The organism is Massilia sp. Masssp94 (assembly GCF_059491305.1).
On record NZ_CP168501.1, the window covers coordinates 2,095,302 to 2,118,911 of the forward strand.

Genomic DNA, 23,610 nt, shown 5'->3' on the forward strand with positions numbered 1-23,610 from the left:
AGAAAGACATGAAGACAGAATACCTGGACCGTATCCGCTGCGCCTCGCTGCGCGGCCGCGTCACCAGTGCGCACGAGGCCGCGCGCTGGATCAAGGACGGCATGACCGTCGGCATGAGCGGCTTCACCCGCGCCGGCGACGTCAAGCTCGTGCCGGCCGCGCTGGCCGAGCGGGCCCGCACGGAGCCTTTGAAGATCACGCTGATGACGGGCGCCTCGCTCGGCAACGACACCGACAAACGCCTCACCGAAGCGGGCGCACTGGCGCGCCGCATGCCGTTCCAGGTGGACCCCGTGCTGCGCGCGGCGATCAACCGAGGCGAGGTGATGTACATCGACCAGCACCTGTCCGAGACCGTCGAACAGCTGCGCAGCCGCCACATCGCGCCGGTCGACGTGGCCATCGTGGAAGCGGTGGCGATCACGGAAGACGGCGCCGTCGTGCCCACGACCTCCGTCGGCAACAGCGCCAGCTTCGCGATCCTGGCCGACAAGGTGATCGTCGAGATCAACCTCGCCCAGCCGGCCGGCCTGGAAGGCCTGCACGACATCTGGATTCCGAAGAAGCGCCCGTTGCGCGAACCGATCCCGATCATGTCGGCGGACGACCGCGCCGGCACGCCGTGGATCGCCATCCCGCCCGAGAAGATCGTCGCGATCGTGTTGTCCGACCAGCCGGATTCGACGTCGTCCGTGCTGCCGGCCGATCGCGAGACGGCCGCCATCGCGGGCCACCTGATCCGCTTCTTCGAACGGGAAATCGAGGCTGGCCGCCTGGCGAGGGAATTGCTGCCGCTGCAGGCCGGCATCGGCACGATCGCCAACGCGGTGCTGGCAGGCTTTGCCGACAGCCCGTTCGACCGCCTGACGATGTATTCGGAAGTGCTGCAGGATTCGACGTTCGACCTGTTCGACGCGGGCAAGCTGAATTTCGCGTCCGGCTCGTCGATCACGCTGTCGCCGGAAAAGAGCCGGCAAGTGTTCCGCGACTTCGACCGCTACCGCGACAAGCTCGTGCTGCGTCCGCAGGAAGTGTCCAACCACCCGGAAGTGATTCGCCGCCTCGGCATCATCGCCATCAACACGGCCCTGGAAGCGGACATCTACGGGAACATCAATTCGACGCACGTGCTGGGCACGCACATGATGAACGGGATCGGCGGCTCGGGCGACTTCGCGCGCAACGCCTACCTGTCGATCTTCGCGACCAAGGCCACGGCCAAGGGCGGCAAGGTCTCGTCGATCGTGCCGATGGTGACGCACGTCGACCACACGGAGCACGACGTCGACATCATCGTCACGGAACAGGGCCTCGCCGACCTGCGCGGCCTCGCGCCACGCGAACGGGCCGAGGTCATCATCGAACAGTGCACGGCCGAGCCGTACAAATCGATGCTGCGCGCGTACGTGCGGGAAGCGCGGCGGCGCGGCGGCCAGACGCCGCACGTGCTGGAGCAGGCGTACGCGTGGCACACCCGCTACAGCGAGACGGGCTCGATGCTCGAACCCTGAACCTTCAGCGCACCTCCAGCTGGAACGGCGCGGCCGGCAGGTCGTCCGCGCCGAACAGGTTCACGAACGGCGCGTCGGCCCACGCGTAGCGCACGCGCGTGACGTCCGGCGTGCCGGCGCCGGGCAGGACGATGCTGTCACTCTCCTTGCCGGCCACGCGCGCCTCCGCGTAACGGCACACCGTGCCCGCGCACACCTCGAACGCGTTGGCGCGGTCGGACGAATACGTCGCCAGGCCGCCGCCCGTGTCCTTGAACGTCACGACGATGTCGCCGCCCTTGCGCTGCGCCGACACGGCCGTCGGGCTGCCGGGGATCGTCTTCTCGCCATACGCGACGGCGCGCGCCGCGCGCGCGAGGCGTTCGCCGACGACCGTCTTCTGGGTCGGGTGGATGTCGAAACGGTCGCCCACGTCGATCGTGACGGCCAGGCCCGCGTGCGGGTCGTTCGCCACCGCGGCCGCCTGTGCGTCGCGCAGCTCGGCCCAGCCGGACTGGCCCGGCGTTTTCGCCGGCGAACCGTACGACGTCAGTTGCACGACGAAGAACGGGAGCGCCGGCTGGCCGAAGCGCTGGCGCCAGTCGCGCATCAACAGCGGCAGCAAGGTGCGGTATTCCTGCGCCGCGCCGGCGTTCGATTCGCCCTGGTACCACGCGGCCAGCTTGAATTTATAGCCGACCAGCGGCGCGATCATGCCGTTGTACAGCGTGGTCAGGCTCGTCGGCACGGACCACGGCGCCGGCGGCACCGACTGGCCTTTCATGGCGCCGCCGCGCTGGACCTTCCACGCGGCCGGCAGCGGGATCGCCTGGCCGTCCGCGAGACCGATGCTGCGCTTGTCCACCGGCCCGGACAGGCCGCCGCCCTGCCCGCCGCTCAGCACGCGCATGGCGATCACGTTGCGGCCCGGCTTGAACACGCCGGCCGGCACATCGTAGTCGCGCCACATCCATCCCGTGCTGATGCCGCCCACGCGCACGCCGTTGACCCACGTCGTGTCGTAGGTGTCGACGGGGCCCAGGTGCACCGCGTTCGCGGCCTTGGCCTGCGCTTCCGTCAGGGTGATCGTCGTGCGGTACCAAGCGACGCCGTCGAAGTCCTTGAAGCCGGCCACGCCGCTGTCCTTCCACGATCCGGTCGGCGTGACGGTGGGCCATGCGCTGTCGTCGAAATCGGGTGCGATCCACGCACGCTGCGCGGCAGCCGCCGGGTCGTGCGCCGTCCACCAGGCCTCGTTGCGGGCATCCTCGGCGCGCATGCCGGCAACCGGGTCGGCACCGTACTGTTTGACGGCGTCGACGCCGGCCGTGTAGTCGCGGACGGTGCGCAGCGACTCGCCACCGATCCAGCCCTGGATCGTCGTGCCGCCCCAGCTGGCGTTGACGAAGCCGACCGGCACCTTGTAGCTGCCCTGCAGCGAGCGCGCCATGTAGTAGCAGACGGCGGACGCATCGCCGATGGTGTCCGGCCCCGCGATCTTCCACGCGACCGGGCCCTTGAGCTCATCCTGCGGCGCCGCCGTGCTGTTCTTTTCCACGTTCAGGAAGCGGATCCTGTCGTTGGCCGCCATCATCGTCGTCGACCACGCGTTGGTCGAATTGTGCACGGCGAATTCCATGTTCGACTGGCCCGAACACAGGTAGACGTCGCCGACCAGGATGTCGGCGCGGCTGACGCTCTGGCCGCCCGCGGCGACCGTGAGCGTGTAGGGTCCGCCCGCCGGCTGCGGCGGCAGTTGCGCCTTCCACTTGCCGCGCGCGTCCGCGGTGCCGGTCACGGTGCGTCCGCCCAGGGTGACGCTCACCTTGCTGCCGGCGCCGGCCGTGCCCCACACGGCAATCGGCTGGTCGCGCTGCAGGACCGCGTGGTCGGCAAAAATACGGGCCAGGCCCAGGTCGGCCGCCTGCCCCGGCAGGCAGGCGCTTGCCGCCGCGAGCGCCAGCAGGCGTGCGGCCATCTTCGTAGTCTCCATCGAATCTCCTCGTCGTTAGTGGCGCAGATGTTTGCGCTTTTCATTTTTTCTTAATAAATGATGTTATACCAACAGCGAGGCGAAGGCAGCAAAAAAAACGCCAGCCCGCAGGCTGGCGCTTCATTGCGGAGCGGAGCGGTCAGTAGCCGCGGCTGCCCGTGCCCTGGCTGCCACTGGTGGTGCTGGAGCTGGTGCCGGTGCCCGCCGCGCCCGTGCCGGTCGCGCTGGTGCCCGTGCCCGAACCGGAGCCCGTGCCGCTCATGCCGCTCGAACCGGACAGGCCGGTGCCGCTGGCGCCGGTGCTGCCGCTCATGCCGCTGGTGCCCGACGAGCCGGAACCGGTGGTGCCGGTTGCGCCGCTCGAACCCGAGGAGCCGGTGCCGGTGCCGGTCGGAGGCGTGGTCGTGCCGCTGCCCGTGCCCATGCTGCCGCCGGTGCCGGTACCCGTGCCGCCCGACGTGCCGCTGCCGCCGCTGGTGCCGGTGCCGGTGCCGGTGCCCATGCTACCCGACGAACCCGAGGTGCCCTGGGTATCCTGGCTGCCGCTCGACGACGAACCGCTGCTGGAGGAACCGCCGCTGCCGCTCGAACCGCTGCTCGAGCTGCTCTTCTTATGATGTTTTTTCTTCGTGTGTTTCTTGGTGGTCGAGCTGCCCGACGTCGACTGATCCTGCGCGGTCGCGCTGCTGCCCGTCGACGAACCGGTCTGCGCCTGCGCGTTGACCGTACCGAACATCGCCACCGTGACGGCAGCACCCAGCAGGCCCTTCAGTAACTTATTCATTTTCATATCGCTCTCCTCAGAGAATGGATTTGGGGCAAAAAAAACTCTGCAATATCAAGAAGATACTGTGGAGGCGGAGTTTAAAGAGATCGCCGTGAAGGGTGCGCGCGTTAGCCTCGCGGAAACAAAAATCAGTACGCCCCGGCCGCCTGCGCCGCAAGCGTGCCCATCCGCGTGTACAGGTCGAGGATGTTGCTCTTGTCGTCCGGATAGACGCGGTTCGACAGGAACACGTAGAACGACTTCGACTGCGGATCGACCCACAGGATGCAGCCCGTGAAGCCGGTGTGGCCATAGCTGCCGACCGGGTACACGGTGCCGCGCGGGCGCTTCGCGTACGGCGAGTCGATGTCCATGCCGAGGCCGCGCCCGGCCAGGCCGGGAGGCGATTGCACGGTCGTCAGCAGGCGGACGCTGTCCGGGCTCAGGATGCGCACGCCGTCCAGCACCCCGCCCGCCAGCAGCATGCGGGCGTAGCGCGCCACGTCGCCGACGGTCGTGAATACGCCGGCCGAGCCCGCCACACCGCCCATGCGGCGCACCGTCGGGTCGTGCACGACGCCGCGCAGGAGCTCGCCCGGCGCGAGGTCGCCATGCGCGCCTTTCCCGTCCGCGCTGCCGACCTGGGTCGGCGCGATCGTCTCGACGTCGGTCCGGCGCAGCGGCAGGTAACCCGTGTTGCGCATCCCCAGCGGCGCGTAGATGTGCGACTGCGCGTAATCGTCCAGCGGCGTGCCCGTGACCTTTTCGACGACCTGGCCCAGCAGCACGTAATTGACGTCGGAATAGCGGAAGAACGTACCGGGCGGGTGCGTAACAACCTGGGCACACGCGAGCTGGTGCGCGGCCACGCGGCCTTTCCATGCAGGGAGGGCCGGCAGCCCGGCGGGCAAGCCCGAACTGTGCGTGAGCAATTGCCGGATCGTGATCGTTTCCTTGCCGCCGGTCCCGCATTCGGGGAAGTATTTGACGAGTTTGTCGTCGAGCCCGATACGTCCCTGCTCGGCCAGGATCAGCACGGACGGCGCCGTCGCCAGCACTTTCGTCAGCGAGGCGGCATCGAAGGTGGTCGCCGTCGTGACCGGAGCCGCATCCGGTTCATAGGTCAGGCGGCCGTAGGCGCGTTCGTAGACGGCGTCCTCGTGCTCCAGGTGGAACACGGCGCCGGGCAACTTGTGCGCGTCGATGGCGCCCTCGATGGCGGCGTCGATCTGGGGAAAGCGGCGCACGTCCAGCCGGGGGACATCGGCCGCGGGCACGCTCGGTACACGGGCAGGCAAGGTGCAGCCGGCAGCGAGCACGGCGATGCAAGGAAGCAGGTAAATACGCATGTTGAGCAAACGGAGATGCCGTGGAGACATTGTTCAACAGGCCATCATATGCCGTTCCGGACCGTGGCGCACGCGAAAAATTCGATCGGCGTATCATGGGACGATGAATGCACCAATGATTCCTTTCTCGATACTCGACCTCGCCCCAATCACCGAAGGCAGCGACGCTGCCGAATCGTTCCGCCGCTCGCTCGACCTCGCGCAGCACGGCGAACGCTGGGGTTACCACCGCTTCTGGCTCGCCGAACACCACGGCATGCCGGGCATCGCCAGCGCGGCGACGGCGGTGCTGATCGCCCACGTGGGCAACGGCACCTCCACCATCCGCCTCGGCGCCGGCGGCATCATGCTGCCGAACCATTCCCCGCTCGTCATTGCCGAACAGTTCGGCACGCTCGAATCGCTGTTCCCGGGCCGCATCGACCTGGGCCTCGGCCGCGCGCCCGGTTCCGACCACGCGACGGCCCGCGCGCTGCGCCGCAATCTCGCGTCCGACGCGGACGAATTCCCGCAGGACGTCGTGGAACTGATGGATTATTTCGCGGACGCCCCGCGCCGCCACGTGCGCGCCGTCCCCGGCGCCGGCCTCAAGGTGCCCGTGTGGATCCTCGGCTCCAGCCTGTTCGGCGCGCAGCTGGCGGCAATGCTGGGCCTGCCGTACGCGTTCGCGTCGCACTTCGCGCCGCAGATGATGATGCAGGCCATCGAGATCTACCGCGCCAGCTTCCGCCCCTCGGCCCAGCTCGACAAGCCGTACGTGATGCTCGGCTTTAACGTGTTCGCCGCCGAGACGGATGCGGAAGCCCAATGGCGCGCGACGTCCATGCAGCAGGCGTTCGTCAACCTGCGCAGCGGCCATCCGACGCGTTTGAAACCGCCCGTCGAAGGTTATCTCGACCTGCTCGGCCCGGCGGAACGCGGCATGCTCGACGGCGTGCTGTCGTGCTCGGCGATCGGCTCGCCCGAGACCGTCGAACGGCAGCTCAGGGACTTCATCGCGCGCACGGGCGCGGACGAGCTGATGATCACGTCGCAGATCTACGACCACGCGGCGCGGTTGCGCTCGTACGAGATCGCGGCGGAGATCCGGCGCAACGGTGATCTGGCGAACATTCAACCGGCGCGGCCTTAGCCACACTTGTCATCCATGGACGGCACCGGGCCGTTGATTGCATAACCATGGAGGACCTATGAACACTCGACTGATCGCCGCAACCCTGATGCTCTCGCTCGCCTCGACGGGCGCCGCCTATGCCAAACCCAGCTGCGCGAAAGGCGCCATCGTCGGCGGCGTCGGCGGGCACGTGGCGGGCAAACACGGCTTGCTCGGCGCTGCCGCCGGCTGCGCCATCGGCCACCACATGGCCAAGAAGCAGGAGAAGGAGCAGCAGCGGCAGGCGCAGGCGCAAGCACGGCAGCAGGCCGCCAACAGCCAGCAGCCGGCACCGCGCAAATAACCCCCCCCGTCGTTCCCGCGCAGGCGGGAACCCAAGTTTGTCGGCAGATCGCGAAAATTGGGTCCCCGCCTTCGCGGGGACGACGTATATGCGCTAACCAATCGACATCAAGCGTCCCCCGTCCCCGCCTGCAACGCGTCGATCACATGACGCGTCGAGCGCACCTTGCCCATGACGGGAAAGATGTGCCCGCAGGCGAACTCGTGCGCGTCCGCCGCCATGCTGCTCATCGCATCCTCGACGAAGACGAGCTCGTAGCCGCGGTCGAACGCGGCGCGCGCCGTCGACTCGACGCCGAAGTTGGTGGCGATGCCGCCGAGGACGATCGTCTTGATGTGGCGCCGGCGCAGCAACTGGTCCAGTTCCGTGCCGTAGAACGCGCCCCACTGGCGCTTCGTCACGACGATGTCCTGCGCCTGCACCTGCGCGTCCGGCGCCAGCAGCGACGCGTCCGGCGGTGGCGCGGGCGTGCCGGGTTTGCGCAGCGGCGCATCGGCCGGCGGCAGCTGCAACTGGTCGACGAGCACGCGCACGAAGATCACCATGCCGCCGCGGTCGCGCATTTCGCCCGACAGCAGCACGCAATTGCCCACCACCTGCTCGGCCGTGTACGGGGCCAGGTCGCGTTTCACATTACTGTTCTGCAAATCGATCAGCACCAGGGCGGTGCGGCCGATATCGATGTCCAGGTCGCTCATGTAAGATCCTCCTCGCCGCGCAGTATCCGCCGGCAGACGATTTGGTGGCGCCGGTTTCCGCTGTGCTAAATTTCCGGCATCATGCAAAGAACCGCCATCGCCGCCTTGTGCGTCCTGCTGGCAGGCTGCGCCAGCCAGCCCGCCCTCACCGACTACACCGTCAACTCGGGCGCGCAGCGTAGTAGCGCGCAGCAGGCGCTGTCGTTCGACCATGCCGACCTGAGCCTGCGCATCGACCCGGACAGCCGCAGCCTGCGCGGCGACGCGACGCTCACGTTCAGCACCGGGGCGCCGCTGGACAGCATCGAGCTCGACCTGGACCGCAACCTGCCCATCGACACCATCACGGTCGACGGCCAGCCGCTCGCGGCCGACCGGTGGCGCAACCCGGACGGCAAGCTGACCATCGATCTGCCGCAGCGCTTGGAGCCGGGCCGCCAGATCAAGGTGCGCGTGACGTACCACGGCGAGCCGCACGTGGCGAAACGGGCGCCATGGGACGGCGGCTTCGTGTGGGCGCGCACGCCGGACGGCAAGCCGTGGGTCGCGAGCGCCGTCGAAGGCGAAGGCTGCGACCTGTTCTGGCCCTGCATCGACCATCCGATGGGCAAGCCGAAGGTCGTCGACGAACACATCACCGTGCCCGCGCCACTCGTGGCCGCGGGCAATGGCGTGGCCACGGGCATGACGGAAGCGAACGGCTGGCGCACATGGCACTGGCGCGCAAAGAGCCCGAGCACGTACGGCATCGCCATCAACGTGGGGCCGTACGAGGTGCTGTCCGGCGAGTACCGCAGCCGCTACGGCAATACGATCCCGCTGCGGTTCTGGTACCTGCCGCAGAACAAGGCGCATGCGCAAGACCTGTTCTCGGAATTCCCGAACATGCTGGATTTCTTCGAATCGACGATCGGTCCCTACCCGTTCGCCGACGAGAAAATGGGCGTCGTCGAAACGCCGCACAAGGGCATGGAACACCAGACCATCAATGCCTACGGCAACAAATACGTCAAGACGCCATACGGCTACGACGACCTGCTGCAGCACGAATTCGCCCACGAATGGTTCGGCAACCAGCTCACGAATGCCGACTGGGACGACATGTGGCTGCACGAGGGCCTCGCCTCCTACATGCAGCCGCTGTACATGCAATACCTGCACGGCGACCAGGAATATTTCGCCGCGCTGATGCAGCAACGCGCGGGCATCCGCAACAAGGCGCCGCTCGTGTCCGGCAAGCACAAGCGCGAGGAAGACGTCTACGACCTCAAGCGCGGCGGTCCCGGCGGCGACATTTATGCGAAAGGCTCGCTCGTGTTGCACACGTTGCGCGGCCTGATCGGCGACGGCGCCTTTTTCCGCGCCGTGCGCGAACTCGTGTACGGCACACCTGACCCGCGCCCGGGGAATTTCTCGCCGCGCTATGCGACGACGCCGGACTTCATCGCCATCGTCCAGCGCGCGAGCGGACGCGACCTCGGCTGGTTCTTCCAGGCCTATATGTACCAGGCCGCGCTGCCCGAGCTCATGGCCACGCGCCGCGGCGACACGCTGGACCTCGCCTGGAAGACGGCCGCCAACACGCCGTTCCCGATGCCGCTCGACGTGCGCGTGGACGGGCGCACCGTCACCCTGCCGATGACGGACGGCCGCGGCAGCATCGCGCTGCCGCCGCACGCGACGGTCACGTTCGATCCGCATTCGAAGATCCTGCGGCGCGAGAGGCGGTTCGAGGTGTTCCAGCGCTATCAGGAACAGATGCCGAAGCAGGCGAAACCGCTAGGGTAATGCCTTGCCATCGACGTCGATCCGGCGCACTTGCCCCAGGTTCAGGGCACGGATCGGCGCCTCGATCTTGCTCATGTCGCCGACGACGATCCACACCGGCTGCCGCGGCAGCACGACGCGCGCCGCCAGCGCATTCAACTGCGCGGGCGTGACGGCCAGCGCCGTCGCCGTGTACGTGTTGTAGTAATCCTCGGGCAAGCCGTATTGCAGGATCGTTGCGTAGGCATTGCTGAGCTGGCTGACCGTCTCGAACGAGCCGGGCAGGCCCAGCGTCTCGTTCGCCTGCGCATCCTGCAGTTCGCGCGGCGTGACGGGACGTGCGCTGCCCAGCTCGGCATATTGGCGCGCCAGTTCGCGCAGCGCATCGGCCGTCTTGTCGGTCTGGACCGGCGAATCGCTGACCAGGATGCGCTGCCCGCGCGCCGCGACGAGCGACGAGCCGACGCCGTACGACCAGTGTTTATCTTCCCGCAGATCCATGTTCAGGCGCGAACTGAACGTGCCGCCGAACACGTCGTTGAGCAGGTTCAGCGCGACGGCATCCGGCGTGTTGCGCGGCGGCGCCAGCTGGGCGCCCACGATATTGCTCTGCAGCGCACCGGGACGGTCGATCAGGTAGATCGTCGTGCCGGCCGGCTGGTCGACCTTGGCGATCTCGTGCGCCGGCAGGGTGCCGGCCTTCCACGCGCCGAACGCGCGTTCCAGCAGCGGCGCCAGTTCGGCCAGGGTCGTGTCGCCGACGACGAGCAGGGTCGCATTGTTCGGCTTGAACCACGTGCCGTGATAGCCCACGAGATCGGCGCGCGTCATGCGGGAGACCGCGGCTTCCGTGCCGGTACCGGTCAGCGGCAGGGAATACGGATGGCCGGGGCCGTACAGCAGCGGCGGCAGCACGCGCAAGGCCATCAGGCGCGGCACCGTCTGCTCGCGCTGGATCGCGGCCAGCCGCGTCTTGCGCACGCGTTCGAAGTCCGCCTGCGGAAAGGCCGGACGCAACGCGAGGTCGGCGTACAGGCCCAGCGCCTGCGCCAGCGTGGGCTTGAGCACGTTCATGTTGACGAAGGCGCCGTCCAGGTTGATCGACGTGCCGAACGAGGCGCCCAGCGCTTCCAGTTCGCGGCTGATCTGCAGGGCGCTGCGCGACGTCGTCCCCTCTTCCAGCATGCGCAGGGTGAGGCTCGCGAGGCCGGGCAGCGCCTGCGAATCGGACGCGAAGCCGCCACCGAGCATCAGCGACAGGTTGATCACGGGCGCGCCGTGGCGCTCGGCCAGCACGACCTGCATGCCATTGGACAGCGTCGTCTTCTGCATGGGCGGCAGGGTCAAGGTTTCCGGATGGCCGGCCGGCGGGCCCTTGCCGCGGTCCACCGTGGACGCCCCCGCCGCGAGCCCGGTCGGGAATGGATCGACTTCCAGCACGTAGTCGCCGTCGGCCAGCCAGTCGAGCATGGCTTTGCGCACCGCCGCCGGCGTCGCGTCCTTGATGCGCTGCAAATAGAGCTTGTAGCAGTCCGGATTGCCCGTGTACGTGGCGCAGCGCGCCAGCACGTCGCTCTTGCCGCCGAAGCCGCCCACACGCTCGACGGCGCGCGCGTGCTGCGCGAGGATCGTCGTCTGCGCAAGCCGCAGCTCGGCGGCCGTCGGGCCGGTCTTCATCAGCGCGCGCAATTCCTCGTCGGCCAGGGTTTCCATGCGCGTGACGTCGGCCGCAGGTGCGCCCGGCTTCGCGGTCAGGTTGATGCCGAACTGGCCGGCGATTTCGTTCGAATCGTTGCCGGTGCCGACCGACGTCGCCAACTGTTCCTTGACGACGAGGCGCTGGTACAACCGCGACGTCTTGCCCCCGCCCAGCACCTGCGCGGCGAGGTCGAGCAGCGGTTCTTCGGGCGTGTCGGCGCCCGGCACGTTCCACAGGCGATAGATGCGCGCCTGCGGCACGCGGTCCTGGACCTGCCCCCGGTGCGTGCCGCTGCGCTTCGCGACCCACGCCTGCTGGTGGGCCTGCGGCGGGCCCGGAGGAATATCGCCGTAGTATTTTTCGACCTTTTCGCGGGCCTGCTGCGGCGTGATGTCGCCGGCCAGCACGAGCACCACGTTGTTCGGGCCATAGTGCCCTTTGAACCAGTCGGTGACGTCCGTCATCGACGCGGCATCGAGGTCGGCCATGGCTCCGATCACGGTCCATGAATACGGGTGGTTGGCCGGCCACGTATTCTCCGTGACGACCTGCTCGACGATGCCGTACGGCTGGTTCTCGCGCTGGCGCTTTTCGTTCTGGACGACACCCCGCTGCAGGTCGAGTTTCTTCTGGTCGAGCACACCCAGCAGATGACCCATGCGGTCGCTCTCGGCGAACAGCGCGTAGTCGAGCATGGACGTGGGGACCGTCTCGAAGTAATTCGTGCGGTCCTTGTTCGTCGTGCCGTTCAGGTCCGTCGCGCCAATGCCTTCCAGTGCCGACAGGAATGTCTTGTCGAAGTTGGCGCTGCCGGAAAACATGAGGTGTTCGAACAGGTGCGCAAAGCCCGTCTTGCCGGGTTTCTCGTTCTTGGAACCCACGTGATACCACGTGTTGACGGCCACGACGGGCGATTTATGGTCTTCGTGCACGATCACCGTCAGGCCATTCTTCAGAACAAATTTCGTGTACGGAATATCGGGGATGGGGATGTCGATGCCGGCATCGCGTGCGGGCGCCGGCGCGGCCAGGGCCAGCATCAAGACAAACGATGACACAAGGGCAAAGCGCATGCTGGGTCTCCTCACGTGGATGATCGGCCGCGCTCATTCTAAGAAATATTGCCCAGGCTTGTCGTCCTGGACTGACAAGCAGGCCGGACACCGTCCGCTGCAAGAATCATGCATGGGGCGTATCATTGAGGCTGGCAATCAGCAAGGAGAAGCTCATGAATCAACGACGCTCTTTCCTCAAAAGTTCCGCCGTCCTCGCATCGGTGCTCGGTGCCCCCGCCATCCGGACCAGCGCCAAGACCCTGCCGGATGCGCCCGTCTCCCCTGTCGCGCCGAACGAGCGCATCGTGCGCCTGTACAACACGCACACGGGCGAAAGCCTGCGCACCATTTTCTGGGCCGAAGGCGAATTCATTCCCGAAGCCTTGCAGGACATTAATAAACTGCTGCGCGACCACCGCAACAACAAGATCTCGGCCATCGATCCGAAACTGCTCGTCTTGCTGGACCGCATCAGCGCCCAGTACGGCAGCCACCCGACCGTGCACGTGATCTCGGGTTATCGCTCGCCGGAAACGAACGAGATGCTGCACGAAAAGACGGGCGGCGTGGCGAAGCACAGCCTGCACATGGAAGGCAAGGCCATCGACGTGCGCATTCCCGGCCAGGACCTGGCCAAGCTGCACAAGATCGTGATGGCGCAGAAGGCGGGCGGGGTCGGCTATTACCCGGACTCGCAGTTCGTGCACATGGACGTCGGCCGCGTACGGTACTGGTGACCATGCACCGGGCCGTCGCGTGGGTGTTGTCGACGCTGCTGGGCGCATCCGCGGCGGGGCTGGCGCACGCCCAGGCGGCGCCCGACGACCAAGGCATCCAGACGGTCACCGTCACGTACACGCGCGACCCCGTCGACAAGTCCTACCGCAAAATGATCCGCGGCATGGAGCGGTTCCAGCGCGAGCATGCGCTGGCGCCGCAGGCCACGTTGCGCTTCCGCCTGCTGCCCCGGTCGCCGACCGTCGACATGCACGGCATCACCCTGCGCGTCATCGGCGACCACATCGCGGTGCCCGTCCCCGTCGCGCCCGACAACAGTTTTACGCTGCCACGCAACGAACAGGCGCTGAAAGAGGATGCGGCCGTCGTCGCCAACCGCAAGACGACGAGCATGACGTGGCGCGCGCAAGTCATGACGCCCGGCCTGCCGCCCGGCACGCGCCGGCTGGGCGACTTGCGCCTAGAGTGTCTCGTCGGCATGGAAGCCGGGCTCGTGTCGAACAGCTCGCCGCTGTTCGGCTGGATCTCGAACGCTCTCACGAGTCCCGAACAGGTGTGCAACAGTCCCGACGGCAATTTCCTCTTCTTCAACGAGCGCCCCGTGTTCGCCGTGACCCTGCGCGCGGGCGAGCGCACGGAAATCCTGCCGTTCCGCTTCCTGTACGCGGGCGGCGAGCAGACGCGCGACATGCTGCCGTTCTGCGACTGCCAGGTGCTGCTCGACCGCACGTACTACGCGCCGATCTGGGACCGCAGCTGGCCGGACGACACGCTCGTCAGCTTCGCCACCATGGACGACGAGGCGGCGCCATGAACCTGCGCCCCATCCTGCTGGTCACCGCCCTGCTGTCCGGTTGCGCCACGCGCGCGCCGGGACCCGGCACGAGCGTGGCCGAGTCCCGCTTCGACCAGCTCGTCGTCCCCGGCCGCACCACGCGTGCCGAGCTGCTGGCCGCGTTCGGGCCCACGAAGACGATCGTCTTCGATTCCGGCATGGAGACGTGGTTGTACACCGCCCCGGCGGCCGGCGGGCACATGGAACTGGTGCTGCTGCTGGGCCGCGACGGCATCGTGCGCAAGATGCGCAAGCGGCCCCCGTATCCGACCGATCCCGCGCCCTGACGGCGAGGTACCGGCCGTGCAGGCTCGCTATATAATGGGCCGTCCCCATTGCGTTGCGCGGCCGCCTTGAAAATCCAACTCCCACGTTCGTCGACCGTCCCGTTGTACACCCAGATCAAGGAAGCGATCCGCGCCAAGATCATCGACGGCACCTACGTCGGGCACCAGCAACTGCCGTCGGAAAACGAGATGATCGCGGCGTTCGGCGTCAGCCGCATCACGGTGCGGCAGGCGGTGAACGACTTGCAGAAGGAAGGCTTGCTGTTCAAGGTACACGGCAAGGGCACCTTCGTCGCCTTGCCCAACGTCTCCCAGGAGTTGACGCACCTGCAGGGCTTCGGCGAAGCGATGCACCGTCTCGGCCACGAAACCTTCTCGGATGTATTCGGGCTGGAAACCGTCAAGGCGTCCGGCATCGCCCACGCCAAGCTGCAGATCGAAGACGGCAGCCCGGTGACGGAGGTCCGGCGCGTACGCTATTTGAACAGGGAGCCGGTCTCGATCGACTACTCCTGGGTCAGGCATGACGTGGGGTCGCGTCTCACCGAGAGAAACCTGCGCGAGAAAGACCTGTTTTTCCTGCTCGAAAACGAGTTGCACCAGCGGCTCCATTCCGCCGACGTGGAAATCGATGCGACGTCGGCGACGAACGACGTTGCGACTCGCCTGAAGGTCGCACCGGGCTCGCCGATCCTGCGCATCGAGCGCCTGACCTACGCGCAGGGCGAAAAACCGCTCGTGTTCGAATACCTGCATTACCGCGCCGAGACCTTCAAATACAAGATGAAGGTATTGCGCTAGTAACGCCAACATATCGCACAGGTCACGCGTGGGCACGGGTGCCCCACCCTACGCCCTGTTTTGGCCGTTCCCTCCCCACAACGGCCACCTGCCGCACCGCACGCGCACCGTTCCTGATCATTCTTCCCTCCCGATCCCGCGAAACACGGGGAATTCGACTGGCACGCAATTTGCACAACTCGTTATTACGAGTTATGACGAGGTGCGCACGGTGCCGCAAGGCGACTTTACTGAAAGGGTGACATGAAAACCATTGAACTGGAATACGACCTGGTAATCGTTGGCGGCGGTACGGGCGGGCCGATGGCCGCGGTGAAAGCCAAGGAAAAGAATCCGAAGTTGCGCGTGCTGGTGCTGGAAAAGGCCAACGTCAAGCGCAGCGGCGCCATCTCCATGGGCATGGACGGGTTGAACAACGCGGTCATTCCCGGCCATGCGACGCCGGAACAGTATACGAAGGAGATCACGGTCGCGAACGACGGCATCGTCGACCAGAAAGGGGTGTACGCCTACGCGAGCAACAGCTACGCGATGATCGAGGAGCTCGATCGCTGGGGCGTCAAGTTCGAGAAGGACGAAACGGGCGACTACGCCGTGCGCAAGGTGCACCACCTCGGCAGCTACGTCCTGCCGATGCCGGAAGGGCACCACATGAAGAAGGTGCTGTACCGCCAGCTGAAACGCCAGCGCGTCGACATCACCAACCGCGTGGTCGCCACGCGCCTGATCACGGGCGTGAACGGCGAGATCGCCGGCGTCATGGGCTTCGATTGCCGCACCGCCGACTTTTATGTGATCAAGGCAAAGGCGGTCGTGCTGTGCACGGGCGCGGCGGGGCGTCTCGGCCTGCCCGCATCCGGCTATATGTTCGGCACGTACGAGAACCCGACCAACAGCGGCGAAGGCCACGTCATGGCCTATCACGCCGGCGCGGAACTGACGAACCTGGAATGCTTCCAGGTCAATCCGCTGATCAAGGATTACAACGGTCCCGCGTGCGCCTACGTCACCGGCCCGTTCGGCGGCTTCACCGCGAACTCCACCGGCGCGCGCTTCATCGAATGCGACTACTGGAGCGGCCAGATGATGCTGGAGTTCTACAACGAGCTGGAAGGCGGCCGCGGTCCGGTGTTCCTGAAGCTCGATCACCTGGCGGAAGAAACGATCGCGGAGATCGAGCACATCCTGCACACCAACGAACGCCCGAGCCGCGGCCGCTTCCACGAACGGCGCGGCAACGACTACCGCCAGAAGGCGATCGAGATGCACATCTCGGAAATCGGCTTTTGCAGTGGCCACAGCGCCTCCGGGATCTGGACCAACGAAAAAGGCGAGTGCTCCCTCCCCGGCCTGTACGCGGCAGGCGATTGCGCCAGCATCCCGCACAACTACATGCTCGGGGCGTTCGTGTACGGCAAATTCTGCGGCGAGAACGCGGCCGACTACATCGCCGGCAAGTCTGCGACCGTGATCAACACCGACATGGTGGAAGCGGAGCGCCGGCGCATCATGGCGCCGCTGGCGCGCAGCGAGGGCCTGACGCCGTTCCAGGTCGAGTACAAGACGCGCCGCATCGTGAACGATTACCTGCAGCCGCCGAAGGTCACGCGCAAGATGGAAATTGCGCTCGAGCGCTTTGGCGAGATCAAGGACGACCTCGAGGAACTCGGCGCCGTCAACCCGCACGAACTGATGCGGGCGATGGAGGCGCACACGATCCGCGACTGCGCGGAACTCGCGGCGCGTTCTTCCCTGTTTCGCAAGGAAAGCCGCTGGGGCCTGTACCACCTGTGCGTGGATCACCCCGAGAAGGACGACGAGAACTGGTTCTGCCACACCAACGTCAGCAAGGGCGCGGACGGGAAGACGGTCTTCCGCAAGCGCGAGATCGAGCCCTACATCGTCGAACTGAATGCCGAAGAAAAAGCCGCCTACCAGCGCCTGCGCGTGGCCGGCACCAAAACCGCCATCGCCGTATAACCGAACCGGAAAGGAAAGAACATGACCATCGCAACCACCCGCACGCAAGCCCCGGTCGTCGTCGACCAGTCGAAGTGCATCGCCGAGAAAGGCTGCACCGTATGCGTCGACGTCTGTCCCCTGGACGTGCTGGCGATCGACATCGTCTCCAACAAGGCGTTCATGAAATTCGACGAATGCTGGTACTGCATGCCGTGCGAACAGGACTGCCCGACCGGCGCCGTGCACGTCAACATCCCCTATCTCGTGCGCTGAGGTGGCTCCCATGATGGCAACCACACTCCACGAACGGCTGCACAGCAGCGACCCGGGCGTGCGCCGCGTCGCAGTGCTGGATCTCCCCTACTCCGACGAGGAAGACGACATCGTGCCGCTGCTCGTCGCCGCGCTGGCCGACCCCGACGCGAGCGTGCGGCTGGAAGCGGCCAGGGCGATCGAAGGCTACGAAGATCCCGAGGTGCTGGAAGCGCTCGTGCCGCTGCTGAAGGACGCCGACCCGGAGGTGCGGCGCGCGGCGGCGACCACGCTGGCCGAACTGAAGGAACCGGCGTCGGCACCGTACCTGCTGCCCTACCTGGGCGACGAAGAAGCCTCGGTCAGGATCGCCGCCCTGCACGCGATCCGCGCCCTGCGCGTGGACGCGGCCTTCGAACCCGCGCTGCGGGCACTGGGCGACGTCGATGCCGGCGTGCGGCGCGAAGCGGTGGGCGTGCTCGGCTACCTGAAAAAGCCGGAAGCGATCGGCGCGCTGACGAATGCGGCGGCCACCGACCCGGACCAGGAAGTGCGCCGCATCGCCGTGGGTGCGCTCGGTTACGCGTCGGCAGTCAGCATCCAGCCGACGCTCAGCCGCGTCCTCGCCGATCCGGCCTGGCAGGTGCGCGAGGAAGCGGCGACGACGATGGGCAAGCTCGGGCTGGCGCTCGGCGTGCCGGACCTGGTGCGCGCGATGGACGACGAGTTCTGGCAGGTGCGGGTAAAAGCGGCGCGCAGCCTCGGCAAGCTGAAGGCGAAGACCGCGGTGCAGGCGCTATGCGAAGCGTTGCGGCATCCGATGAGCAACCTGCGCAAGGAAGCGGTCATCGCGCTGGGCGAGATCGGCGACACGCGCGCCATCGCGCACCTGGAGCTGGCGCTGAAGGACGTCGATTCGGACGTGCGCAAGCTGTCGAAGCTGGCGCTGACGACCATACAACTGAACGGAGGTGCGTCATGACACACGTTGTCGGCGAATCGTGCATCGGCTGCAAGTACACCGACTGCGTCTCGGTGTGCCCGGTCGAGTGCTTCCATGAAGGCCCGAATTTCCTCGTGATCGATCCGGAAGTCTGCATCGACTGCGGCGTATGCGTGGCGGAGTGCCCCGTCGAGGCGATCTACGACGAAAAGGACCTGCCGGACGGGCAGAAGGACTACGTCGCGCTGAACGCCAGGCTGGCGGCCCGCTGGCCGCTGATCACGCAATCGACTGAACCGCTGCCGGAGGCCGACGCATGGGCGTCCCGGCAGGACAAGCGCGACCAGCTGGTGGAGGTGGCCTAGCAACGTGGGCCGCGTCGTTTTTCATCCTGTGACTCATTCTGGAAGGATTCAACATGACACTTCGGTTCCTCATCCGTATTGCCGCGCTCTCCGCCGCTGTCCTGTTCGCGCCGGTGTTGCAGGCGAAAGAGGTCGTCACGATCGGCATCGGCACGCAGAACACCACCACCAACACCGTCACCGGCGGCATCGTCATCAAGGAGCTGGGCCTGCTCGACAAATACCTGCCGAAGACGGGCAGGTACGCCAACATCGATTTCAGGGTCGACTGGCAGAACTTCACCTCCGGCCCGCCCGTCACCAACGGCATGATGGCCAACAAGATCCAGATCGGCATGATGGGCGACTACCCGCTGCTGGTGAACGGCGCCAACGGCCAGCAAAGCAGGGGCAACGAAACGCAGCTGGTCGCCGTGATCGCCTATAACGCCTTCGGCGCCGGCAATGGCGTGGTGGTCAACAAGGACAGCCCGTATTACCAGCTGGCCGACCTGAAGGGCAAGAACGTGTCCGTGCCGTTCGGCTCGGCGGCGCACGGCATGCTGCTGCAGGCGATGCAGGCGCGCGGCTGGTCGGACGATTTCTGGAACCTCGTCAGCCAGACGCCGGAAATCGGCACCAGCAACCTGCGCGAAAAGAAGATCGACGGCCACGCCGATTTCGTCCCCTTCGGCGAGCTGCTGCCGTACCGGGGCTTCGCCCGCAAGATCTTCGACGGCGCCCAGACCGGGATTCCAACCTTCCACGGCATCGTCGTGCGCAAGGATTTTGCGGACAAGTATCCGGAAGTCGTCGTCGCCTACATCCGCGCCATGATGGATGCCGACGACTGGGTCCGCAAGAACCCGCGGCTGGCGGCCGAGAAGATCGCCGCATGGACCAGGATCGAGAAAGAGGTCGTCTACATCTTCCTCGGCCCCGACGGCATCCACACGCTGGACCCGACGATCAAGCCCCTGCTCGTGAACTCGGTCAAGACCAGCTACGGCGTGCTGCAAAAGCTGGGCAAGGTGAAGGAATTCAATGTCGATGCGTGGGTCAACGAAAGCTATCTGCGCGCGGCCTTCAAACAGCGCGGCCTCGACTACGACGCGCAGAAGCGCACCTTGGCCAACTACGACATCCAGGGCAAGGACCCGGTCTGCGGCAAGGCGGTGACGCGTCCGAAGGAAGCGGGTGAGATCTGGATCGAGGGCGGCGACATCGTGCCCCTCAGCTCTCCGGCCTGCACCTTCATGGGGATCAAAAAGTACCAGGACGCTGGCAAGAAAATTGCTGTGGTCTATTTGTTCGATCAAGGACTCGGCATCAAGGTATTTGCCGACAGAGCCTTCTATGCGGTCAACGGCATCGGCGCGAAACTGGATGTCGTGCCGTTCCTGCTGAAGAAGGACGCGGAGACCAGCGCAGCAAAATCCGGAGGCACCGTCGCAACCTACGAGCAAGTGCTCGCCAAGATGGAGAAATGATCATGGCTCTGATGGACCGTCACCCAATCGCACCGCCGCCAGCGGCGCCGCCGCCCCACCCCGCCACTGCCAAGCCGATACGGCAGCCCAGACTGGAAGCCATCGAAGGCGGTGCGGGCAGCGCGCCCGCACCGGACATCCCGTTCTCGCTGAAGCGCTGGCTAGAGTCGGGCATCGGAGGGGCGCTGCTCGGCACCCTGTCGATCGGCGCCGTGCTGCTGGCCTGGCATCTGGCGACATATTACAAGCTCGACGTCTACATCCGCTTCGGGAACATCCCGACGCCGGTGGATGTGTGGCACAGCATCCTCGACGTCACGCGTTCGGACAAATTCGCGGTGAACATCGGGATCAGCGTGCGGCGCGTGCTGCTCGGCTTTTCCGGCGCGGCGATCGTCGGCACGCTCCTCGGGGTCATGGTCGGCCGCTACCGGATCTTCCGTTCGCTGGCGCTGCCGGCGATGGAATTGTTCCGTCCGATCCCCGCGATCGCCTGGGTGCCGATGGCCATCATGCTGTGGCCCAGCAACGAGGTCAGCATCGCGTTCATCACGTTCCTGGGGGCGTTCTTCCCCATCCTGATCAACACCATCCACGGGGTGGAGAGCGTCGACGGCGTGCTGCTGCGCGCCGCGCACAGTCTCGGTGCGAAAGAGAAGGATGTGATCCTGTATGTCGTGATCCCCGGCGCACTCCCGCATATCTTCACGGGCCTTGCGGTCGGCATGGGCGTCGCGTGGGTGTCGCTGATTGCGGCGGAAATGATTTCCGGCCAATTCGGCATCGGCTACTTCACCTGGGAAGCGTATTCGCTGATTTCGTATCCCGACATCGCGCTCGGCATGATCACGATCGGCGTGCTCGGCCTCTTGTGCAGCAAGGCGATCGACCTGTGTTCCAGGTTCGCCATGCCGTGGACGGGCGCGGCGGCGGGAGCGGGAAAATGAGTGCGTCCTCCATGAACGGCCAGGGCGGCCATATCGAGGTGCGTGACCTCGACATCAGTTTCAGGGCGCGCGGCGCGACCGTGCAAGCCGTCAAGTCGGTATCGCTGGACGTGCGGCCGGGCGAATTCGTGTCGCTGATCGGTCCCTCCGGTTGCGGCAAATCCACGCTGATGAACGCGGTCGCCGGTTTCACCGCGGCCGACAGGGGCGCGCTGACCCTGGATGGCCGGCCCATCACCGGGCCCGGTTCGGACCGCGGCGTCGTGTTCCAGCAGTATTCGCTGTTCCCGTGGATGACGGTACGCAAGAACGTCGAGTTCGGACTGAAGATGAAGGACATGCCGCCGGCGCAGCGCGAAACGCAGGCGCGCACCCTGCTCGGCCTCGCCGGTTTGCTGGCCTTTGAAAACCATTATCCGGCGCAGCTGTCGGGCGGGATGAAGCAACGCGTCGGTATCGTGCGCGCGCTGGCGACCAGTCCGCAGGTGCTGCTGATGGACGAACCGTTCGGCGCGCTCGATTCGCAGACCCGCTCCGTCATGCAGGAGATCCTGACGAACATGTGGCAACGGCTGCGCCTGTCCGTGCTGTTCATCACGCACGACATCGACGAAGCGATCTTCCTGTCCGACCGCATCTATGTGATGACGGCCAGGCCCGGACGGATCAAGGCCGACATCAAGGTCCCGCTGCCGCGCCCCCGCACGCCGGACATGATGGACACGCCGGAATTCGCGGGGCTGGTCCGCGCGATCAAGAAGCTGATTCGCGAGGAAAGCCTGGCCGCGATGGGCGGCGAGTTGCGCGACGGCGGCTATGCCGGGCTCAGCACGGAGATCGGACCGGAGGGGGTGGCCAATGTCCTTTGACGAAGCGGCCTGGCCCGACGCCATCACCCTGAACGGCAAGGCGCGCGCACTGGAGCTGGCGTGGAGCGGCAGGCATGCAGTGTTGTCGTACCGCGCGTTGCGCCGTTCCTGCCGCTGCAGCGTATGCGAGCAGATGCGCAGGTCGACGTGCAGCGTCCTGCCCGTTGCCGCCGACGTGGTCCTGTTGAAGATCGAACCAGTGGGCGCGACGGCCATGCAACTGGTTTTCTCGGATGGCCACGCGCGGGGGATCTATCCCTGGACGTATCTCAAACAGATGGCATTCGGCCCGACGGACGGGCTTCCCGAATCTTTGACGAAAGGATGGCGTGATGAGTAATTTCTACGAGGCGGAGGTGTTGTCCGTGCGTCATTGGACGGACCGCCTGTTTTCCTTTACCACGACGCGCGAATCGAGCTTCCGCTACCAGAGCGGGCAGTTCGCGATGATCGGACTCGAAGTGGACGGCCGGCCGCTGATGCGCGCCTACAGCATGGTGAGCCCGCATTACGAAGAACGGCTCGAATTCCTCAGCATCAAGGTGCCGGATGGTCCCCTGACCTCGCGCCTGCAGGACATCCAGGTCGGCGATTCGATCCTGGTCGGCCGCAAGGCGTCCGGCACGCTGCTGAGCCAGAACCTGTTGCCGGGCAAGCACCTGTACCTGCTCGGCACGGGCACCGGCCTGGCGCCGTTCATGAGCATCGTGCAGGACCCCGACGTCTACGACCGGTTCGACAAGGTGATCCTCGTGCACGGCTGCCGCCACGTCAACGAACTCGCGTACCAGGAACGCATCGCGGCCGACCTGCCGAACCACGAATTCCTGGGCGACCTGGTGGCCGACCGTTTGATCTATTACCCGACCGTCACCCGCGAGCCGTTCGAAAACCAGGGGCGCATTCCCGACCTGCTGCAAAGCGCACGGTTCTACGCCAGGCTCGGCCTGCCGCCGCTGGACATCGCCCACGACCGCTTCATGCTGTGCGGCAGTCCCGCCATGCTGAAGGACACCGTGGAGGTGCTTACCGGGCATGGTCTGAGGGAAGGCAACATGAGCCATCCCGGCCATTACGTCATCGAGCGCGCATTCGTCGACAAGTGAAAGGAACCGACATGAAGATCATGGTCCCGGTGAAACGGGTGGTCGATGCGAACGTCAAGGTGCGCGTGAAGCCGGACCGCTCCGGTGTCGACCTGGCCAACGTGGAAATGGCCATCAATCCCTTCGACGAGATCGCCGTGGAGGAAGCCGTGCGGCTGAAGGAAGCGGGCCACGCGGAGGAAGTCGTCGCGGTGTCCTGCGGCGTCGACGCCTGCCAGGATGTGCTGCGCACCGCGCTGGCCGCCGGTGCCGACCGCGCCATCCTGGTGCGGACGGACGCCGCGTTGCAGCCGCTCGCCGTCGCCAGGCTGCTGGCCGCGATCGCCAGGCGCGAAGTCCCGCAACTCGTCATCCTGGGCAAGCAGGCCATCGACGACGATTGCAACCAGACCGGCCAGATGCTGGCGGCCATGCTGGGCTGGCCGCAGGCCACGTTCGCATCGTCAGTGCGGGTCGAGGGCGGCGGCCTGGCGGTCGCGCGCGACGTCGATGGCGGCATCGAAACCGTGCACCTGGCGCTGCCGGCCGTCGTGACGGCGGACCTGCGCCTGAACGAACCGCGCTTCGTCAGCCTGCCCAACCTGATGAAGTCGAAAAAGAAGCGGCTGGACGTGGTGCCCGCCGAAACCCTCGGCGCCGATCTCTCCCCGCGCTGGAGGACGCTGGCCGTCGACCCGCCCCCGCAACGCCAACCCGGTGTGCGCGTGCAGGATGCGGCCGAACTGGTCCGCCGTTTGCGGCACGAAACAAACGTCATTTAAT

General features: G+C 66.2%; 23 protein-coding genes. 18 read left to right on the top strand and 5 right to left on the bottom strand.

All coding sequences use genetic code 11. The annotated features are described in order from the left end of the window. Window positions 1–8: 8 nt before the first annotated feature. Window positions 9–1,511 carry a succinyl-CoA:acetate CoA-transferase ScpC gene (scpC, locus tag ACEN9G_RS09175; RefSeq protein ID WP_413340900.1) on the top strand — a complete coding sequence of 501 codons (1,503 nt, stop codon included), beginning with the start codon at window positions 9–11 and terminating at the stop codon, window positions 1,509–1,511. Window positions 1,512–1,515: 4 nt separating this feature from the next. Here the strand turns inward: scpC and ACEN9G_RS09180 are convergent, their stop codons facing one another. The 3 genes from ACEN9G_RS09180 to ACEN9G_RS09190 form a co-directional block, all read right to left on the bottom strand. Next, window positions 1,516–3,483 (bottom strand): sialate O-acetylesterase, encoded by a 1,968-nt coding sequence (locus tag ACEN9G_RS09180; RefSeq protein WP_413340902.1) that lies wholly within the window; start codon window positions 3,481–3,483, stop codon window positions 1,516–1,518. A gap of 139 nt (window positions 3,484–3,622) precedes the next feature. Beyond that, the gene (locus tag ACEN9G_RS09185; protein ID WP_483126591.1) at window positions 3,623–4,267 is read right to left on the bottom strand and encodes a hypothetical protein; all 645 of its coding nucleotides are present in this window, start codon (window positions 4,265–4,267) and stop codon (window positions 3,623–3,625) included. Between the two features lie 131 nt (window positions 4,268–4,398). After that, window positions 4,399–5,598: a serine hydrolase domain-containing protein gene (locus tag ACEN9G_RS09190; RefSeq protein WP_413340905.1), complete on the bottom strand. Its 1,200-nt coding sequence runs from the start codon at window positions 5,596–5,598 to the stop codon at window positions 4,399–4,401. Window positions 5,599–5,713: 115 nt separating this feature from the next. Here ACEN9G_RS09190 and ACEN9G_RS09195 point away from each other — a divergent pair, with 115 nt between their 5' ends. Continuing rightward, on the top strand, window positions 5,714–6,730 hold the full coding sequence (locus tag ACEN9G_RS09195; protein WP_413340907.1) for an LLM class flavin-dependent oxidoreductase: 1,017 nt from the start codon (window positions 5,714–5,716) through the stop codon (window positions 6,728–6,730). Between the two features lie 58 nt (window positions 6,731–6,788). Beyond that, window positions 6,789–7,055, top strand: a complete 267-nt coding sequence (locus ACEN9G_RS09200; protein ID WP_413340909.1) for a hypothetical protein — start codon at window positions 6,789–6,791, stop codon at window positions 7,053–7,055. A 107-nt stretch (window positions 7,056–7,162) separates the two neighbouring features. Here the strand turns inward: ACEN9G_RS09200 and ACEN9G_RS09205 are convergent, their stop codons facing one another. Then, window positions 7,163–7,753 (bottom strand): isochorismatase family protein, encoded by a 591-nt coding sequence (locus tag ACEN9G_RS09205; protein ID WP_413338860.1) that lies wholly within the window; start codon window positions 7,751–7,753, stop codon window positions 7,163–7,165. 81 nt (window positions 7,754–7,834) lie between these two features. On the opposite strand from ACEN9G_RS09205, the gene ACEN9G_RS09210 reads away from it, so the two are divergent. After that, window positions 7,835–9,541, top strand: a complete 1,707-nt coding sequence (locus ACEN9G_RS09210) for a M1 family metallopeptidase (RefSeq protein ID WP_413338862.1) — start codon at window positions 7,835–7,837, stop codon at window positions 9,539–9,541. On the opposite strand, the gene ACEN9G_RS09215 is transcribed toward ACEN9G_RS09210, so the two are convergent. Beyond that, window positions 9,533–12,292, bottom strand: a complete 2,760-nt coding sequence (locus ACEN9G_RS09215; RefSeq protein WP_413338864.1) for a M16 family metallopeptidase — start codon at window positions 12,290–12,292, stop codon at window positions 9,533–9,535. The genes ACEN9G_RS09210 and ACEN9G_RS09215 overlap by 9 nt on opposite strands. A 155-nt stretch (window positions 12,293–12,447) precedes the next feature. Here ACEN9G_RS09215 and mepK point away from each other — a divergent pair, with 155 nt between their 5' ends. The 14 genes from mepK to ACEN9G_RS09285 all read left to right on the top strand — a co-directional run bounded on the left by mepK (window position 12,448) and on the right by ACEN9G_RS09285 (window position 23,609). Continuing rightward, window positions 12,448–13,011: a peptidoglycan L,D-endopeptidase MepK gene (gene mepK / locus ACEN9G_RS09220; RefSeq protein ID WP_413338866.1), complete on the top strand. Its 564-nt coding sequence runs from the start codon at window positions 12,448–12,450 to the stop codon at window positions 13,009–13,011. A gap of 2 nt (window positions 13,012–13,013) precedes the next feature. After that, on the top strand, window positions 13,014–13,826 hold the full coding sequence (locus tag ACEN9G_RS09225; protein WP_413338868.1) for a hypothetical protein: 813 nt from the start codon (window positions 13,014–13,016) through the stop codon (window positions 13,824–13,826). Continuing rightward, entirely contained in the window at window positions 13,823–14,134 is a 312-nt protein-coding gene (locus ACEN9G_RS09230) for a hypothetical protein (protein ID WP_413338870.1), read from the top strand. The genes ACEN9G_RS09225 and ACEN9G_RS09230 overlap by 4 nt, the downstream gene beginning before the upstream one ends. A gap of 66 nt (window positions 14,135–14,200) precedes the next feature. Then, window positions 14,201–14,935, top strand: a complete 735-nt coding sequence (locus ACEN9G_RS09235) for a GntR family transcriptional regulator (protein WP_413338872.1) — start codon at window positions 14,201–14,203, stop codon at window positions 14,933–14,935. Window positions 14,936–15,178: 243 nt separating this feature from the next. Beyond that, on the top strand, window positions 15,179–16,915 hold the full coding sequence (locus ACEN9G_RS09240) for a fumarate reductase/succinate dehydrogenase flavoprotein subunit (protein ID WP_413338874.1): 1,737 nt from the start codon (window positions 15,179–15,181) through the stop codon (window positions 16,913–16,915). A gap of 21 nt (window positions 16,916–16,936) precedes the next feature. Continuing rightward, complete coding sequence (locus ACEN9G_RS09245) at window positions 16,937–17,170, top strand: 4Fe-4S dicluster domain-containing protein (protein WP_056448502.1); 234 nt, start codon at window positions 16,937–16,939, stop codon at window positions 17,168–17,170. 10 nt (window positions 17,171–17,180) lie between these two features. Beyond that, window positions 17,181–18,131, top strand: a complete 951-nt coding sequence (locus ACEN9G_RS09250) for a HEAT repeat domain-containing protein (protein WP_483126592.1) — start codon at window positions 17,181–17,183, stop codon at window positions 18,129–18,131. After that, window positions 18,128–18,457: a ferredoxin FdxA gene (gene fdxA / locus ACEN9G_RS09255; protein ID WP_413338879.1), complete on the top strand. Its 330-nt coding sequence runs from the start codon at window positions 18,128–18,130 to the stop codon at window positions 18,455–18,457. The genes ACEN9G_RS09250 and fdxA overlap by 4 nt, the downstream gene beginning before the upstream one ends. 53 nt (window positions 18,458–18,510) lie before the next feature. After that, window positions 18,511–19,926, top strand: coding sequence for an ABC transporter substrate-binding protein (locus ACEN9G_RS09260; protein ID WP_413338881.1), 1,416 nt, complete (start codon window positions 18,511–18,513; stop codon window positions 19,924–19,926). A 2-nt stretch (window positions 19,927–19,928) separates the two neighbouring features. Then, on the top strand, window positions 19,929–20,873 hold the full coding sequence (locus ACEN9G_RS09265) for an ABC transporter permease (RefSeq protein WP_413338883.1): 945 nt from the start codon (window positions 19,929–19,931) through the stop codon (window positions 20,871–20,873). Then, window positions 20,870–21,742 (top strand): ABC transporter ATP-binding protein, encoded by an 873-nt coding sequence (locus ACEN9G_RS09270; protein WP_413338886.1) that lies wholly within the window; start codon window positions 20,870–20,872, stop codon window positions 21,740–21,742. The genes ACEN9G_RS09265 and ACEN9G_RS09270 overlap by 4 nt, the downstream gene beginning before the upstream one ends. Then, entirely contained in the window at window positions 21,732–22,082 is a 351-nt protein-coding gene (locus ACEN9G_RS09275; protein WP_413338888.1) for a DUF971 domain-containing protein, read from the top strand. Before ACEN9G_RS09270 ends, ACEN9G_RS09275 begins: the two co-directional genes overlap by 11 nt. Continuing rightward, window positions 22,075–22,848 (top strand): ferredoxin--NADP reductase, encoded by a 774-nt coding sequence (locus ACEN9G_RS09280; protein WP_413338890.1) that lies wholly within the window; start codon window positions 22,075–22,077, stop codon window positions 22,846–22,848. The genes ACEN9G_RS09275 and ACEN9G_RS09280 overlap by 8 nt, the downstream gene beginning before the upstream one ends. A gap of 11 nt (window positions 22,849–22,859) precedes the next feature. Next, window positions 22,860–23,609 (top strand): electron transfer flavoprotein subunit beta/FixA family protein, encoded by a 750-nt coding sequence (locus ACEN9G_RS09285; protein WP_413338892.1) that lies wholly within the window; start codon window positions 22,860–22,862, stop codon window positions 23,607–23,609. Window position 23,610: the final 1 nt, after the last annotated feature.

What these genes read in the sequence shown, in the direction of transcription:
- ACEN9G_RS09185 (WP_483126591.1), bottom strand. Translation starts at nt 4,267, where the DNA reads ATGAATAAGTTACTGAAGGGCCTGCTGGGTGCTGCCGTCACGGTGGCG.
- ACEN9G_RS09180 (WP_413340902.1), bottom strand. Translation starts at nt 3,483, where the DNA reads ATGGAGACTACGAAGATGGCCGCACGCCTGCTGGCGCTCGCGGCGGCA.
- ACEN9G_RS09205 (WP_413338860.1), bottom strand. Translation starts at nt 7,753, where the DNA reads ATGAGCGACCTGGACATCGATATCGGCCGCACCGCCCTGGTGCTGATC.
- ACEN9G_RS09280 (WP_413338890.1), top strand. Translation starts at nt 22,075, where the DNA reads ATGAGTAATTTCTACGAGGCGGAGGTGTTGTCCGTGCGTCATTGGACG.
- ACEN9G_RS09230 (WP_413338870.1), top strand. Translation starts at nt 13,823, where the DNA reads ATGAACCTGCGCCCCATCCTGCTGGTCACCGCCCTGCTGTCCGGTTGC.
- ACEN9G_RS09200 (WP_413340909.1), top strand. Translation starts at nt 6,789, where the DNA reads ATGAACACTCGACTGATCGCCGCAACCCTGATGCTCTCGCTCGCCTCG.
- fdxA (WP_413338879.1), top strand. Translation starts at nt 18,128, where the DNA reads ATGACACACGTTGTCGGCGAATCGTGCATCGGCTGCAAGTACACCGAC.
- ACEN9G_RS09285 (WP_413338892.1), top strand. Translation starts at nt 22,860, where the DNA reads ATGAAGATCATGGTCCCGGTGAAACGGGTGGTCGATGCGAACGTCAAG.
- ACEN9G_RS09250 (WP_483126592.1), top strand. Translation starts at nt 17,181, where the DNA reads ATGATGGCAACCACACTCCACGAACGGCTGCACAGCAGCGACCCGGGC.
- ACEN9G_RS09240 (WP_413338874.1), top strand. Translation starts at nt 15,179, where the DNA reads ATGAAAACCATTGAACTGGAATACGACCTGGTAATCGTTGGCGGCGGT.
- ACEN9G_RS09195 (WP_413340907.1), top strand. Translation starts at nt 5,714, where the DNA reads ATGATTCCTTTCTCGATACTCGACCTCGCCCCAATCACCGAAGGCAGC.
- ACEN9G_RS09265 (WP_413338883.1), top strand. Translation starts at nt 19,929, where the DNA reads ATGGCTCTGATGGACCGTCACCCAATCGCACCGCCGCCAGCGGCGCCG.
- ACEN9G_RS09215 (WP_413338864.1), bottom strand. Translation starts at nt 12,292, where the DNA reads ATGCGCTTTGCCCTTGTGTCATCGTTTGTCTTGATGCTGGCCCTGGCC.
- ACEN9G_RS09260 (WP_413338881.1), top strand. Translation starts at nt 18,511, where the DNA reads ATGACACTTCGGTTCCTCATCCGTATTGCCGCGCTCTCCGCCGCTGTC.
- scpC (WP_413340900.1), top strand. Translation starts at nt 9, where the DNA reads ATGAAGACAGAATACCTGGACCGTATCCGCTGCGCCTCGCTGCGCGGC.
- ACEN9G_RS09270 (WP_413338886.1), top strand. Translation starts at nt 20,870, where the DNA reads ATGAGTGCGTCCTCCATGAACGGCCAGGGCGGCCATATCGAGGTGCGT.
- mepK (WP_413338866.1), top strand. Translation starts at nt 12,448, where the DNA reads ATGAATCAACGACGCTCTTTCCTCAAAAGTTCCGCCGTCCTCGCATCG.
- ACEN9G_RS09245 (WP_056448502.1), top strand. Translation starts at nt 16,937, where the DNA reads ATGACCATCGCAACCACCCGCACGCAAGCCCCGGTCGTCGTCGACCAG.
- ACEN9G_RS09190 (WP_413340905.1), bottom strand. Translation starts at nt 5,598, where the DNA reads ATGCGTATTTACCTGCTTCCTTGCATCGCCGTGCTCGCTGCCGGCTGC.
- ACEN9G_RS09275 (WP_413338888.1), top strand. Translation starts at nt 21,732, where the DNA reads ATGTCCTTTGACGAAGCGGCCTGGCCCGACGCCATCACCCTGAACGGC.
- ACEN9G_RS09225 (WP_413338868.1), top strand. Translation starts at nt 13,014, where the DNA reads ATGCACCGGGCCGTCGCGTGGGTGTTGTCGACGCTGCTGGGCGCATCC.
- ACEN9G_RS09210 (WP_413338862.1), top strand. Translation starts at nt 7,835, where the DNA reads ATGCAAAGAACCGCCATCGCCGCCTTGTGCGTCCTGCTGGCAGGCTGC.